Consider the following 14,090-nt stretch of genomic DNA (forward strand, 5'->3'; position numbering starts at 1 on the left):
TTTATTTCAGTTGCACTGTGCTTAGGTGGGTTATACCACATCGTGCCTTATTTGGTTCAGATCTCAATACTGGTTTCATGCCGCTATAAATCGTATTTTTAATTTTCAACTTGCCTTTTATATTCGGCTTATGCAACTCTAATATAAGAAGCAAAAGGTGAACTATGGAAAATGCTGGACTTTGGATAACGATTCTTATCGTTGTGTTTGTGCTGGGCTCGATCTTCGGATTACGTGTAAATCCAAGAGAAAAAGCTTTGGGGATTATGCGTGAGAAAGCGCGAAAAATGGGATTACACCCACGTTTGATTGCTGCACCTTCATGGACCAATATTCCAATGGCATCAGAAAATCGTGCCAGTATGGTGGCGTATTACAGCGTTATCATTCCTGATGGTCGCCTACCTTTAATGCGCGCTTTGGTTGAAAATGAAAAACTCAATGTTGTTCACGGAAATGAGAAATTTAATGATTTCCCCATTGCATTAAAAGGGATTTATGCTATTGATATGCAGTCTAATTGCGTCGGTTTGTACTGGAATGAAGAAGAAGATCTTCACGCTACACAACTTGATGAAATGAAAGCACTTTTACATAAATTGGCTGAAATTTAATTTTTTTAATCTTATAGGAATAACGGTTCACTATGGCGAATGCTCCTAAGTCCACATCCAAAAGCGCTACAGCTCAATCGTCAGAAGCTGGAAAAAAACGTGCTTTAGTGATCGTCGAGTCGCCTGCTAAAGCGAAGACCATTAATAAATACTTAGGTTCAAACTACATTGTGAAATCATCTGTGGGTCATGTCCGTGACTTACCAACAGGTGCTTCAAAAAGTACGGAAAAGAAACCAGTAACACGTACCAAACAGACTGCTGAAGAGAAAGCTGAAAAAGCTCAACAGGCACTGATTAATCGTATGGGGGTAGACCCTGAGCACGGTTGGAAAGCACACTATGAAGTGCTTCCTGGTAAAGAAAATGTTGTTTCAGAACTGAAAAAGCTTGCTTCGCAGGTTGACGAGGTCTATCTCGCAACCGATTTGGACCGCGAAGGAGAAGCAATTGCTTGGCATTTAAAAGAAGTCATTGGTGGTGATGACTCTCGTTATAGACGTGTGGTTTTCAACGAAATTACTAAAAATGCCATTCAAGAAGCATTTAAACAGCCTGCTCGTTTAGACATTGATAAAGTCAATGCACAACAAGCACGCCGTTTCCTTGATCGTATTGTTGGCTTTATGATTTCACCACTATTGTGGGAGAAGATCGCACGTGGTTTATCTGCGGGTCGTGTACAGTCAGTTGCTGCGAAACTTGTGGTAGAGCGTGAGCGAGAAATTCGTGCTTTTATTCCTGAAGAATATTGGCAAGTTTTTGCAGATACCAAATCTAAAAAAGATGATATTCGTTTAGAAGCAGTCAAACAGTCAGGTAAGACATTAAAACTTCAAAACAAAGCACAAACAGATGCTTTATTGGATGTTTTAAAAGAAGCTGAATTTAAAGTTGCTGCCCGTGAAGATAAACCGACCAAAGTTAATCCGAGCGCACCCTATATCACATCGACCTTACAACAAGCAGCAAGTACTCGACTTGGTTTCTCTGTAAAGAAAACAATGACGATGGCACAGCGCTTGTATGAGGCAGGTTATATTACCTATATGCGTACCGACTCTACATTCTTGAGTGATGATGCGGTCAATATGGTACGTGGACATATCGAAACCGAGTATGGTGAAAAATATCTTCCTGCAAAGCCAAACCGTTTTGGAAATAAAGCAGGTGCGCAAGAAGCCCATGAAGCGATTCGTCCATCAAACGTCGCGTTGAAGGGTGATCAGCTTGCGGGCGTAGATCGCGATGCTCAGCGTCTATATGATCTGATTTGGCGTCAGTTTGTTGCATGTCAAATGACACCTGCTGAATATTTGTCTTCGACAATCTTGGTCGATGCAAACGGTGTAGAACTTAAAGCTAAAGGTCGTACTTTGGTATTTGATGGCTTTACGAAAGTACGTGGCCAGAACAAGTCGGATGATGATGTTTTACTGCCTGCTGTGAAAGTGGGTGAAGTTCTGCAACTTCAAAAGTTAGATCCTTCGCAACATTTCACTAAACCACCTGCACGTTTTACAGAAGCATCATTGGTGAAAGAGCTTGAGAAAAAAGGCATTGGTCGTCCTTCAACTTACGCAGCGATTATTTCAACGATCCAAGATCGTGGCTATGTGAAATTGGATAACCGTCGTCTCTATGCAGAGAAGATGGGTGAAATCGTTACAGATCGTTTGGACGAAAGTTTTAACAACTTAATGAATTATGCATTTACTGCAGATCTAGAAGGTCAACTGGATAAAGTTGCAGATGGTGAGCGTAATTGGAAAGAGTTATTAGATAGTTTCTATGGTGATTTTAAGAAACGTCTGACTACTGCACAGGGTGAAAATGGCATGCGCCGTAATCAGCCTGTTGAAGTTGATGCTGTGCATTGTAAAGAATGTGATCGTCCGATGCAGATTCGTACCGGTACCACAGGTGTATTCTTAGGTTGTTCTGGCTATAACTTACCACCGAAAGAACGTTGTAAAGGTACACTTAACTTAACGCCAGTAGAGTCCTTGGCCGCATTATCTGATGATGAGTCTGCAGAAACCGCAGATTTAATGTCGAAAAAACGTTGCCCAATTTGCGAAACAGCAATGGATAGCTATGTTATTGATGGTGGTCGTAAACTTCATATCTGTGGGAACAATCCAGACTGCGAAGGTTTTGAGCTTGAAGAAGGTGAGTTCAAAATTAAAGGGTACGATGGTCCAACAATTCCATGTGACAAATGCGATGGTGAGATGCAGTTAAAGACAGGGCGTTTTGGTCCTTATTTTGCCTGCACAAGCTGTGAAAATACACGTAAAGTATTGAAGAACGGTCAACCAGCGCCTCCTCGTGTCGACCCGATTAAAATGGAACATTTGCGCTCAACGAAACATGACGACTTTTTCGTATTACGTGATGGAGCAGCAGGCTTATTCTTAGCAGCAAGTAAATTCCCTAAAGTGCGTGAAACTCGTGCTCCTAAGGTTGCGGAATTGCGTACGGTTGCTGAACAGCTAGATCCAAAGTATCAGTTTATTCTGCAAGCGCCAGATACTGACCCTGATGGAAACCCAACTTTAGTGAAGTTTAGTCGTAAAAATCAAGCGCAATATATTGGTTCTGAAACGCCTGAAGGTAAACAAACGAAATGGTCTTTGATTTACCAAGATGGTAAATGGATTGAAGCTTAACGATTAAATAACAGAAAATGCTGACTTAGGTCAGCATTTTTTTATGACATTAAATTTATTGTCTTACACATACTCTTGAGAGATTTTCTATTTCTGTATCAAATAGAATGAAATTCGCAATCATTTCTTTGTTATCGAGTTTTTTAATTAGTAATTTCACAGCATCAGGATCAGCTAAAGCTGATTTAAGGTTTAATTGCTCTTCAACTTGAGCATTGTCTATTTCAAATTTCAGTAATTTATTTTGATCAATTGTGAGTATATGTTCTTGTAAACTCCATTGAGCTTCAGATTGGGTATAAGCAATTGCTTTCTCGTTATCTTTAATAAAGGTCATTTGATTTTTTTCAAAATATTGACCATTTGGTTTGAACTCAGACACTATTTCGCTTTTCGCAGCATAACCCATGTAATCCATTTCTTCAGTACATTTCCATTTGGCTGAAAGTGCTGATAATTGAATATTTTCACTACTGTGTGAATTGGTTGCAGACGAGCTGGTAGCTTGATTACATACAAAAATGAATGTACACAGCACTAAAGTTTTTTTAAATATTTGATATTTTTGCATTGTTATACCGTTATTTTTTTTGGGGAATTGTAAGTTTATTACAATATATATAAGGGTTCTATTTGAAAAATTGAAAATCTCAATGTAATAAATAAGTATCTGAATTAATTTAAATATGAGAATAGCAATAAAGTATGCAGCAAAGGATAGAAACTTTTATTTTGGCTCCCGACTCTTTCAAAGAAAGCATGCCTGCTGAGCAGGTATGCATGATTATGAAAAATGCCATCCATAAAGTCTTACCCGATGCACAATGTATTTTGAATCCAATGGCAGATGGTGGTGAAGGAACCATTGATGCATTGGTCATGGCAAAATCAGGATTAAAAATCGCGTGCGAAGCACAAGGCCCATTCGCTAATCAGCGTGTCATGACTCATTTTGGATTAATTGATCAGGGACAAACAGCAGTCATTGAAATGGCGAAAGCCAATGGCATTCATCTCATACCACCTCATTTAAGAAATCCTTTGTTCACTAATACTGTAGGAACAGGGCAACTGATTGCTGCAGCTCTCGAATTCGGGGTGAAAAAGATCATCATCGGATTGGGTGGGAGTGTGACCAATGATGGTGGTGCTGGTATGGCGCATGCTTTGGGCGTGAAATTTATTAATCAATATCATGAAGTATTTGAGCCAACAGGTGGAAACTTAAACCAAATCGATTCCATTGATGTGTCACAACTCGACCCAAGATTGACTAAAACAGATATTGTTATTGCTTCAGATGTAAACAATCCATTATGTGGTCCACTTGGCGCATCTTATATTTTTGGTCCGCAAAAAGGGGCAACACCTGAAATGGTGCAAGTATTGGATCATAATTTATTGCACTTTGCAGGGGTGGTAGAGCAGCAGCTTTTAGTTGATTTACGTCATCGATCTGGTGCTGGTGCAGCAGGTGGTTTGGGATTTGGTTTGATGGCATTTACAGGCGCAGATATTCGATCGGGTGCTGAATTAATCATTGAGGAAACTCAATTGGCTGAAAAAATTGCGCAAGCTGATTATGTATTTACGGGTGAAGGGAAAATTGATACTCAGACTCAATTTGGTAAAACCCCATTTGCCGTTGCTCAAGTCGCATATCGGCACAACAAGCCTGTATTTGCATTCGCTGGTAGAGTTGGTGAAGGGGTAGAACCATTGTACGAACAAGGGTTTCATCACATCTGTAGTATTAATCCTCTGGATCAAAGTTTGTCAGAATCCTTGAAAAATGCAGTTCAGAATTTAGATTTAACGGTACAAAATATCGTAAGGCAGTATATCTAATCCTCTATGTAAGTGGGCTTTGAGGTTTAAAACTGAAGCGTGTTTGTATTTTCTAAATCTAGCTCTGTTAAACTATTGTTATTGTAAAATTGATGAGTAGCGATGAGTTTAGACAGCCTGATTGATGAATTAAATCCTCAACAAAAACAAGCTGCAACCACAGAAGCCTTACATAGTTTGGTGTTGGCGGGTGCGGGCTGTGGTAAAACCAAAACGATTGTGGCACGTGCTGCTTATCTTATTGATCAAGGTGTACCCGCCAATCAAATTCAAATTTTGACGTTTACGCGTCGTGCTGCCAGTGAAATCGTGGCGCGTGTCGAATTGGCACTCGGTGAACAAGCAAAAGGATTACGAGCATCAACATTCCATACTTTTTGTATGTACTTGCTGCGTCGTATACCAAAAGCTTTCGGCTTAGCGCAATTCTCAATTATTGATCGTGATGATCAACTCATGATGTTTCGTTTGATACGTGGTAAAGATGATAAGAAGAATCCCAATCAGCTCCCGAAGCCTGCTGAATTATGTGATCTGTATTCATATGCTAGAAATACGCGTCAAAAGCTAAGTGTTGCCATAGAAAAGCAAATGCCTGAATTCTTAGCAATGAAAGACCTGATTGCAGAAATCATGAAAGAATATGAAACTCGAAAGCAGGCACGCAGCTTTCTTGATTATGACGATATTCTTGCGATCGTGGCATCAGCTTTAGCACAGTCTGAGGGTCTAGTCGATTATGTGGCCTCGATTTGCAGACATATGCTTGTGGATGAAATGCAAGACACCAATCCATTGCAATGGGCGCTATTAGAGCCTTTAAAGGATCGAGTAAGTTTGTTTTGTGTCGGGGATGATGCTCAATCGATTTATGGTTTTCGTGGAGCAGATTTCGAAAACATTCATCATTTTAAAGAGCGTGTGCCAGCAGCACAGATCTTTAAATTAGAAAAAAACTACCGATCTACTCAAGAAATTTTAGATTTATCAAATTGGTTGCTTGATCAAAGTGAGATTAAATATGACAAGCGCTTAAATGCGTATCGAGGTACAGGCATAAAGCCTAAAATTCATATTTTCCCGAATGAGTTTGATGAAGCAAAATGGATTGCCATAGATATTAAAGAGCGACATTTGCTTGAGGGAAGTCCTTGGCGCGATCATATGGTTCTGGTACGTTCAAGCTTTGCAGCTCGTCATATTGAAGCAGCTTTCATTGCAGCCAATGTCCCATATCGGTTTATTGGTGGTATGAAACTTCTTGAAACTGCGCATGTTAAGGATTTACTGAGTTTACTACGGGTCATTGCCAATCCTTCAGACGATATTGCATGGATGCGGTTTTTGACGCTTTGGGATGGGGTCGGTGATGTTGGCGCAAGCCGTTTAGCGCAACAGTTGTTACAGGACCCTCAAGATGACGTCATTGCGGAAAAACTAGAAAAATTTGGACGTATTCCTGCTGAGGCTCTACTCATTATGAAGCAGTTGAATGTGATAAAGACTGAAGTTCAAGCTTGCGTAAGCTTGGCAATTCAGGCAATAGAAATTCAGTTGAGTGAAAATTACAAAAAGGATTGGGGGCGTCGTCAAGGAGACTTTGAGTTGGTGAAACAGTTAGCTTCAAAACATACTCAGTTAAGTGAGTTTTTAGAAGCCTACGTGCTTGATCCAGTTTCAATCAGTGAAATCGAGCGCCAATCAGAGACTGATGTTGTGACTTTGATCACGATACATTCTGCGAAAGGAACTGAACAAAAAGTTTGTTACGTGGCGAATGTGACACCTGGTCAGTATCCACATGCAAGAGCTCAAGGGGATTTTGATGAAGTTGAAGAAGAACGCCGTGTGCTTTATGTAGCACTTACCCGTGCACAAAATGAATTGATTTTAACCAAGCAAAATTTGGTGACGTGGGCAAGGGAACAAGTCGATGAGCAAGGACGAAAAGTTGAAAGCTATTTTCTTAATGATCTTTCAAGACATTTGTGTACAAGTGAAACACATTATAAAACCAGGCAGCAAACGGTTAAGAGTGCTTTGATTGAGCGACAGTCGATTAATTTAGATTTTGGGATTGATCTCGATTAAACTATCTAGATTGTTTCATACAAAAAGTAGAGTAGGCGCGTACTTTTTGGTTTTTTTGCCTATCTTCTTAAGGTTTTTTCATGAAAATTTTAGTTCGTAACTTAGAGCGCAGCATTACTGAAGCTGAGATTCTGGAGTTATTTCAGCAGTTTGGAACAGTAGACTCATGTACATTGGTATTAGATGCTGCAACAGGCAAATCGAAAGGATTTGCCTTTGTTGAAATGCCACATGGTCGTGAAGCTGTGAAAGCAATTAAGGGGCTGAACACCCGTAAAGTTAAAGGTGCAGGTATTCGAGTAAAAGCTGCAGACGAAAAGCCAGAAGCATAACTTGATGTCTAAATAAAGTAGGAGCAGTTATTGCTCCTTTTTATTTGATATTTTATTTAATTTCACTAATAAATATGAATCTTTTTTAGCTTTTTTGACCGACTTTTGTACTTTGAAGAATTGACATATTTTTGAAATGTATTTCTGTTATATATTAATATTTTTATTAAAAATATACACTTAAAATCACATTTATATACAAATTATTGTGAAGTATATCTTAATAATAGATTGAATAAGTTTGAGTGAAGTGTGTAGTATAAAAGCTCCATTATAAAACCCCAAAAGGTTATAAAAATGTCTATTCAAGAATTAAATCATCTAGAAACAGAAATCGTATCAGGTGCAGGTACGTTAATCGGTGACACGCTTCAAAACGCATCAAACTTATTTTCGAGCACATTGAATGTTCAAGCTCCAATTTGGAAGCCACTGAGCCTAATTCCTGGTGTTGGTACAGTTCATCAAGCAATTGATGTTGGCTTCCTTGCGATTTCAGAAGGTCTTTACAAGGCTGGAACACTGTTAGGTGGTGATCAAGATCAGGTCAAATTTCATTATGACAATGAAAAAGGCGATGGGACTTATAATCCATTAGGAATTTTTAAGGGTATTGTTCGCTAATATAACCTTAGATTCATTCGAAAGGGTCAGCCATGTATTTGGCTGGCTTTTTTTTTAAGCAGTATGCATTAATCATCAAGCTTTCAATCAATCTTGTTGATCTAAAATTAATCTTTATTTTTTTCTTAAAAGCATTGCGTGATATGGCGCCAACATTTAAGTTGTATGACATAAATGTTGCTAGGAAGTTTTCATGTCTCGTGTTGCTCGTTTTCATGCAGATCGCACTAATCAAAAACTCTATTTTGCCCGTCTATCATGTCAGCAAGCAGAACAGACAGATCATATTCAACAAGCTCAAGCCCATCGTGAAGCGGCAGTCTTTCATTTGCATGGAGCGGTTTTGGCATTTTTGCAAGAGTTGGTTCGTTATTACCGTTTAAATGATTTTTCACCTACATTAAAATCTATTGAAGAGCATATGGCCGCTAAAGGGCAAGTTTCTCCAGAAATCACCGTTTTACAGCATCTTGCAAAGGATGGTTTTATTGCAGAACTAAAGCGCGCTTATCGTATGTGCCAGTATGCACCTGAACCAAGTGCACCAGAACCTGAGGATGAGACTTCTTCAAATCTTATTATTAAAGTCACGCAGACACCTCAAGCGTGGTTGCCAGACACTCAAATTCTTCGAGAGTGGCATCGTGACTTAACCCATCTTATTGACGGTTTTCGTAACGAAATGGTTGAGTTTTAATTGTAATCATGACAGTTTTAAACGATTAGACTTGAAATATAAATTTTAGAACTTATATAAAATAGTCTAAGCTATGCAAAGTGCATTCAGCATTTTGCCACCATGTGAATCATGGAGGGTATATGTCTATAGAGCAATTGAAAGAATTATTCGGAACACAAGAAGCAATTTTAGAATTGGTGCAACTTGAGAATGGCGAGTTAGCGCTTCGTCACGCTGCATCCGAGGATGAGCCACTTGTGAAAATTCAATTTAATGATGAAGTGAAAGCTTTATTAGGTGATCATATGCCTTTGATTGCCCAACACATGATTCAGGCTGCGTTATTTGCACTTCTCGAAAAACAATCGAATGAATGGCATGCGGAAGTCGTAGATGAAAAACCACAGTTTTATAGCTAAGAAAAAACCGCGCAAATAGCGCGGTTTTTATTTTACTTAGTGAGATGGTGCATGATGATGTGCGATTTCAATTTGATTTAGAATATGATTGCTCATGTTCTTCGCCATTTCTTCCTTCGCGTAATACACTTCACCAATTTCATCTGCACGTATTGCTTCAGCTTCTTCTTTACTTTCTGCACAGATCAAAACTTGAATCTGTGGATTCAGAAGTTTGGCAGTATCTACAATCTTATGAATATCTAAAATATCCATCGGCGAGATAATTAAAAGCCTCGCATGTTGTATATGCGCTTGAATTAATACGCCCGGTTCTGTTGCTGAACCTGATACTGCAGCAATATCTTTTGCACGTAGTTTTTCAACAATTTCTCGATTTTCTTCAGCAATCACCACTTTGATGTTATTTTCCATCAGTGTTTTTGTTAAGCGACGTCCAACTTCTCCATGACCGACCATGACCACTTGATCGCGCAGGTAGTCCTGTGAGACCTCGTCAGGTAGCATCGCCAATGGATCACCACTACGCTCAAGCAAACGAGCCAAATGCGAGCGCTCACGAATCCATTTCTGTACGGGTTCAATGGCTGAAAATAAAACAGAATTGAGCGAAATAGAAAATAATGCCCCGGCTAAAATCAAGTTTTGAGCTTCAGGGGTTAATAATCCTATAGATAGACCGAGTGTTGCCAATATAAATGAGAACTCACCGATTTGAGCGAGTGAGGCACCTACTGTAAGTGCGGTATTTAATGGATAGCGGAAGAACAAAACCAGCGCCATTGCTGCTAATGTTTTTCCGATCATGATAATGCTAATCACAGCCAGAATATGAAGTGGTTCTTCAACGATAATTGTTGGGTCAAACAACATTCCGACAGAGACGAAGAATAGGATGGAGAATATCTCACGCAGTGGTAACGTTTCTTCTTCAGCACGATGACTGAAGTCAGACTCTTTAACCACCATCCCAGCAAAGAATGCACCTAATGCCATTGAAACGCCAAAAATCGCATATGAACCATAGGCAATGGATACGGCTGCTGCAACCACAGTCAGTGTAAATAGCTCGCGAGAACCCAAGCGTACGACAAACTGAATAATTTTAGGGATGAGGCGCTTACCAATAATCAGCATAAAGGCAATAAAGCCCGCAACTTTAAGTAAGGTTATTCCTAAAGTCACAAAGACATTTTGATCTGGATCAGCGCCTTCCAGTGCTGTTCCACCAAGGAGTACAGCTGTAGCGGGTAATAAAACTAAAGCGAGCACCATGACTAGGTCTTCGACGAGTAGCCATCCCACAGCAATTTTTCCATTGACTGAATCCAGTAAGCCTCGGTCACCTAAAGCTTTTAGGAGTACCACAGTACTCGCACAAGATAAGCTTAAGCCAAACACCAATGCTGACCCAAAACTCCATCCCCATAGCATGGAGACGCCAATCCCGAGGATGGTAGCCACTGTGATTTGTAAAATTGCACCAGGGACAGCAATACGCCGAACTTGCATTAAATCTTTCAGTGAAAAGTGCATCCCGACACCGAACATCAAAAACATGACACCCAGTTCTGCGAGTTGATTGGCTAGTGTGATATCGGCGACGATACCGGGGGTTTTGGGGCTAATAATAATGCCGGCAATGAGATAGCCAACAAGAGGGGGTAGACGTAAACGTGCGGCGATAAAGCCAAAAATAAGGGCTAAGCCAAAACCAACCGCAAGCAATATAATTAAATCTACATCATGTGGCACTAATCACCCCTTAAATATTTATAAATTATGAATTGGCTTTTGAGCTGTATAAGCATAAAAAATGCCAAACTGAGATTAAATTTTAACAACCTGAAGAAAAAAAAGGCAAAAAAAACGACCCAATGGGTCGTATTTTTTTAAAGAACTAAAATTATTTGATTTTAGCTTCTTTGAAGATTACGTGTTGACGGATTTTTGGATCAAATTTTTTGATTTCCATTTTTTCCGGCATAGTACGTTTGTTCTTAGTAGTGGTATAGAAATAACCTGTACCAGCAGAAGAAACTAGGCGAATCTTATCACGCATTTTCGTTGCTCCTTAGATCTTTTGACCTTGAGCACGTAGGTCAGCAACAACCTTTTCGATGCCCAATTTGTCGATAATACGCATACCTTTAGTAGTTAGACGAAGACGTACGAAACGTTTTTCGCTTTCTAACCAAAAACGGTGGTGGTGCAGGTTCGGCTCGAACCGGCGCTTAGTTTTGTTGTTGGCGTGTGAGACGTTGTTACCAACGACTGGACGCTTGCCGGTAACTTGGCAAACCTTAGACATGGTGTAACTCCATTGATTTAGCCAACAGCAAACCTGTATGGCCAGTCAAAATAAAACGGATTGAATTCATTCAAGGGGCGTTTTATATCAAAAATACGCTTAAAAGACAAGCGAAATTGATAAAAACAGGGCATGACCTGTTGTGATAGATCATGCCTTGATCATTTAACGAAGAAAGGCTTTACGGATAAGACTAGGGATCGGTCTATTAAACGGAGGCAGTACGTATTTCAAGCTGAATAGCTTTGGAATAGACATGACTGAGCGTTCATTTGATAAACTGAAGAAGCCTTCGGGACCATGGTATCTGCCCATACCAGATGCACCAACGCCACCGAAAGGTAGATCATCTTGTGCAACATGAGTAACAACAGCGTTTTGACCAAAGTGTCCAGAGTGAGTACGTTGCGAAACGTATTCTGCTCGAGCATCGTTAAAGTCGAAATAGTATAATGCAAGTGGACGTGGTCGGTCATTAATAAACTCGATAACTTCGTCTATTTGATCATATTCTAAGATTGGTAAAATTGGACCAAAGATTTCGTTCTTCATAATTTCCATATCAGGGCTGATATTGGTCAGAAGGGTTGGCGCTATTTTACGTACAGAAGCAAGCTCTTCTTTTAATGGGTTAATTTCAGTGACTTGAGCACCATTTTGAATCGCATCTTCTAAGTAACCTTGTAAGCGTTTATTTTGCTTATCGCTCACTATAGAGGTGTAATCTTGGTTGTCACGTAATGTTGGATACATCGTTTTCGCAACGGTTTCAAACTGGTGAATAAACTCTGAAGTTTTACCACGTGGTAGGAAAATATAATCTGGTGCGACACAAGTTTGACCCGCATTCCACAATTTACCGAATGCAACACGCTCCGCGACATCCTTTAAGTCAATTGAAGGGTGCACGATAACTGGTGATTTACCACCAAGTTCTAGAATAACTGGAACTAAGTTTTCAGATGCTGCTTTCATCACAGTCTTACCAACATTGGTAGAGCCTGTGAAGACTAATTTATCAAATGCAAGATGACTGAATGTGTCAGAGATTACGCCACCACCTGTAACAACGGCAACTAACTCTTGTGGGAACGCTTCAGATAAAGCATTTTGTAATACATAGCCAAAGTTACGAGAGGTGCTTGAAACTTTAATCATGGCATGGTTGCCCGCTGCCAATGCACATACTAATGGGCTAATCGCCAATAATAAAGGGTAGTTCCAAGGGGAAATGATACCGACAACACCTAAAGGTTGATACTGAACCCAACCTTTTGCAGGTTGATGTAAAATACCGATATGGCGTTTAGAAGGCTTCATCCACTCTGTTAAATGTTTGCTGTAATATTTGATTTGTTCGAGTGAAGTGAGTAGTTCACCAATTTTCGTTTCAGAAACCGAACGATTACCATAATCTTGGCTAATTGCTTCTGCAATTTGGTCCTGATATTTAATCAAAACTGCTTTAAGACGAGCCAAACGTTCAATACGCTGTTTTGCTGTCGGGTTCGGATAACGTCGATAGGCTGCTTTCTGAAGCGCTAGAAGATCATGTAAATGCTGAACTTCCGATGCTTCAGTCGTCATTAAATTTGTTTTTGTTTGACTGTTCATGACCAGTACCACTAATGTAAGGGTTGATGTGATTTTTATTTTTAGAGTAAATACTCTAAAAGTCAAGTCACTTTTATGTTAGCTTGGGCTAAACGTCATTATTCTTGTTATAGATGGTATTAGGATGTCGCATTCCAAAACGTTAAAAACCAAAGACCGAATCTTGCAAATTAGTTTGCAACTCTTTAACGAACGTGGAGAGCGATCTGTCACAACTAACCATATCGCAGCAGAGTTAGGTATTAGCCCTGGTAATCTCTATTATCACTTTCGTAACAAGCAAGAGATCATTAAAGAGTTGATGGAGCAATATCAGCATGCAACTTTAGAGCTGCTAGCATTGCCAGAAGACCGTGATGTAAATGCCAATGATAAAATCCGATACTTTCAAGTACTCAGTAGTCAGTTATGGGCCTATCGTTTTCTGCATCGTGATGTATATCATTTAACCGAAAATAATGATGACTTTAGAAAAATTTACCCGCGTTTCGCAGGTAAAGTGATGCAACAAGGTCAAAAGATTTACCGAGCCTTCGTCAATGCAGGTCTCATGCAAATGACAGAGTCTGAAATTGAAGCGTTGATCATTAACCTATGGATCGTCCTAACCAATTGGACGAACTTTCTCTATATGTCTGGTCATTTAAAAGATTCCAACCATCTAGATGAAAAGTGGGTTTGGCAGGCACTGCGTCAAATGGTGTTTCTTGAAGGTCCTTATTTACGTGGTGAAAGTCGTCAGACTTATGAGCGCTTGCTTGAAACGCTGGGAACATCTGAATTATTTGCTAGTCTTTCTGCTGATCGAGAAGATTGATTTCAGCAAAGATAATTTGAAAGCATTAAAAAAAGAGTTAGAATACGCGGCTGTTTTTCAATTTAACTG

At 39.7% G+C, this 14,090-nt stretch carries 14 protein-coding genes; 9 read left to right on the forward strand and 5 right to left on the reverse strand.

Annotation, left to right across the window (positions count from 1 at the left end; all coding sequences use genetic code 11):
• Positions 1-164 precede the first annotated feature (164 nt).
• Together AC1M9A_RS07800 and topA are read left to right on the forward strand one after the other, a co-directional pair.
• Complete coding sequence (locus tag AC1M9A_RS07800) at positions 165-614, forward strand: ammonium transporter (RefSeq protein ID WP_481587602.1); 450 nt, start codon at positions 165-167, stop codon at positions 612-614.
• A gap of 32 nt (positions 615-646) precedes the next feature.
• Positions 647-3,286 (forward strand): type I DNA topoisomerase, encoded by a 2,640-nt coding sequence (topA, locus tag AC1M9A_RS07805; RefSeq protein WP_481591572.1) that lies wholly within the window; start codon positions 647-649, stop codon positions 3,284-3,286.
• Positions 3,287-3,341: 55 nt separating this feature from the next.
• Here topA and AC1M9A_RS07810 read toward each other — a convergent pair whose 3' ends face one another.
• Entirely contained in the window at positions 3,342-3,857 is a 516-nt protein-coding gene (locus tag AC1M9A_RS07810; RefSeq protein ID WP_481588666.1) for a hypothetical protein, read from the reverse strand.
• Positions 3,858-3,991: 134 nt separating this feature from the next.
• On the opposite strand from AC1M9A_RS07810, the gene AC1M9A_RS07815 reads away from it, so the two are divergent.
• The 6 genes from AC1M9A_RS07815 to AC1M9A_RS07840 all read left to right on the forward strand — a co-directional run bounded on the left by AC1M9A_RS07815 (position 3,992) and on the right by AC1M9A_RS07840 (position 9,279).
• Positions 3,992-5,134 (forward strand): glycerate kinase family protein, encoded by a 1,143-nt coding sequence (locus AC1M9A_RS07815; RefSeq protein ID WP_481609985.1) that lies wholly within the window; start codon positions 3,992-3,994, stop codon positions 5,132-5,134.
• Between the two features lie 102 nt (positions 5,135-5,236).
• Positions 5,237-7,225, forward strand: coding sequence for an ATP-dependent helicase (locus tag AC1M9A_RS07820; protein ID WP_481609986.1), 1,989 nt, complete (start codon positions 5,237-5,239; stop codon positions 7,223-7,225).
• An 80-nt stretch (positions 7,226-7,305) separates the two neighbouring features.
• On the forward strand, positions 7,306-7,557 hold the full coding sequence (locus AC1M9A_RS07825) for an RNA recognition motif domain-containing protein (RefSeq protein ID WP_035266766.1): 252 nt from the start codon (positions 7,306-7,308) through the stop codon (positions 7,555-7,557).
• Positions 7,558-7,854: 297 nt separating this feature from the next.
• The gene (locus AC1M9A_RS07830) at positions 7,855-8,181 is read left to right on the forward strand and encodes a hypothetical protein (protein ID WP_035266764.1); all 327 of its coding nucleotides are present in this window, start codon (positions 7,855-7,857) and stop codon (positions 8,179-8,181) included.
• Between the two features lie 193 nt (positions 8,182-8,374).
• Positions 8,375-8,878: a DUF6586 family protein gene (locus tag AC1M9A_RS07835; RefSeq protein ID WP_035266761.1), complete on the forward strand. Its 504-nt coding sequence runs from the start codon at positions 8,375-8,377 to the stop codon at positions 8,876-8,878.
• 122 nt (positions 8,879-9,000) lie between these two features.
• Positions 9,001-9,279, forward strand: a complete 279-nt coding sequence (locus AC1M9A_RS07840) for a hypothetical protein (RefSeq protein ID WP_035266758.1) — start codon at positions 9,001-9,003, stop codon at positions 9,277-9,279.
• Positions 9,280-9,315: 36 nt separating this feature from the next.
• On the opposite strand, the gene AC1M9A_RS07845 is transcribed toward AC1M9A_RS07840, so the two are convergent.
• The 4 genes from AC1M9A_RS07845 to AC1M9A_RS07860 form a co-directional block, all read right to left on the reverse strand.
• Complete coding sequence (locus AC1M9A_RS07845; protein WP_035266756.1) at positions 9,316-11,034, reverse strand: cation:proton antiporter; 1,719 nt, start codon at positions 11,032-11,034, stop codon at positions 9,316-9,318.
• A 151-nt stretch (positions 11,035-11,185) separates the two neighbouring features.
• Positions 11,186-11,341 carry a 50S ribosomal protein L33 gene (gene rpmG, locus AC1M9A_RS07850; RefSeq protein WP_001205031.1) on the reverse strand — a complete coding sequence of 52 codons (156 nt, stop codon included), beginning with the start codon at positions 11,339-11,341 and terminating at the stop codon, positions 11,186-11,188.
• Positions 11,342-11,353: 12 nt separating this feature from the next.
• Positions 11,354-11,590, reverse strand: coding sequence for a 50S ribosomal protein L28 (gene rpmB / locus AC1M9A_RS07855; protein ID WP_000048256.1), 237 nt, complete (start codon positions 11,588-11,590; stop codon positions 11,354-11,356).
• Between the two features lie 165 nt (positions 11,591-11,755).
• Positions 11,756-13,204 carry a coniferyl aldehyde dehydrogenase gene (locus AC1M9A_RS07860; protein WP_035266754.1) on the reverse strand — a complete coding sequence of 483 codons (1,449 nt, stop codon included), beginning with the start codon at positions 13,202-13,204 and terminating at the stop codon, positions 11,756-11,758.
• A 124-nt stretch (positions 13,205-13,328) separates the two neighbouring features.
• Here AC1M9A_RS07860 and AC1M9A_RS07865 point away from each other — a divergent pair, with 124 nt between their 5' ends.
• Positions 13,329-14,021: a TetR/AcrR family transcriptional regulator gene (locus AC1M9A_RS07865; protein ID WP_035266753.1), complete on the forward strand. Its 693-nt coding sequence runs from the start codon at positions 13,329-13,331 to the stop codon at positions 14,019-14,021.
• The last annotated feature ends 69 nt before the right edge of the window (positions 14,022-14,090 follow it).

It is taken from the genome of Acinetobacter sp. ANC_7634 (genome assembly GCF_056779875.1).

Bases quoted from the DNA above. Each gene is read 5' to 3' on its own strand.
- AC1M9A_RS07800 (WP_481587602.1), top strand. From the start codon at position 165: ATGGAAAATGCTGGACTTTGGATAACGATTCTTATCGTTGTGTTTGTG.
- topA (WP_481591572.1), top strand. From the start codon at position 647: ATGGCGAATGCTCCTAAGTCCACATCCAAAAGCGCTACAGCTCAATCG.
- AC1M9A_RS07810 (WP_481588666.1), bottom strand. From the start codon at position 3,857: ATGCAAAAATATCAAATATTTAAAAAAACTTTAGTGCTGTGTACATTC.
- AC1M9A_RS07815 (WP_481609985.1), top strand. From the start codon at position 3,992: ATGCAGCAAAGGATAGAAACTTTTATTTTGGCTCCCGACTCTTTCAAA.
- AC1M9A_RS07820 (WP_481609986.1), top strand. From the start codon at position 5,237: ATGAGTTTAGACAGCCTGATTGATGAATTAAATCCTCAACAAAAACAA.
- AC1M9A_RS07825 (WP_035266766.1), top strand. From the start codon at position 7,306: ATGAAAATTTTAGTTCGTAACTTAGAGCGCAGCATTACTGAAGCTGAG.
- AC1M9A_RS07830 (WP_035266764.1), top strand. From the start codon at position 7,855: ATGTCTATTCAAGAATTAAATCATCTAGAAACAGAAATCGTATCAGGT.
- AC1M9A_RS07835 (WP_035266761.1), top strand. From the start codon at position 8,375: ATGTCTCGTGTTGCTCGTTTTCATGCAGATCGCACTAATCAAAAACTC.
- AC1M9A_RS07840 (WP_035266758.1), top strand. From the start codon at position 9,001: ATGTCTATAGAGCAATTGAAAGAATTATTCGGAACACAAGAAGCAATT.
- rpmG (WP_001205031.1), bottom strand. From the start codon at position 11,341: ATGCGTGATAAGATTCGCCTAGTTTCTTCTGCTGGTACAGGTTATTTC.
- rpmB (WP_000048256.1), bottom strand. From the start codon at position 11,590: ATGTCTAAGGTTTGCCAAGTTACCGGCAAGCGTCCAGTCGTTGGTAAC.
- AC1M9A_RS07860 (WP_035266754.1), bottom strand. From the start codon at position 13,204: ATGAACAGTCAAACAAAAACAAATTTAATGACGACTGAAGCATCGGAA.
- AC1M9A_RS07865 (WP_035266753.1), top strand. From the start codon at position 13,329: ATGTCGCATTCCAAAACGTTAAAAACCAAAGACCGAATCTTGCAAATT.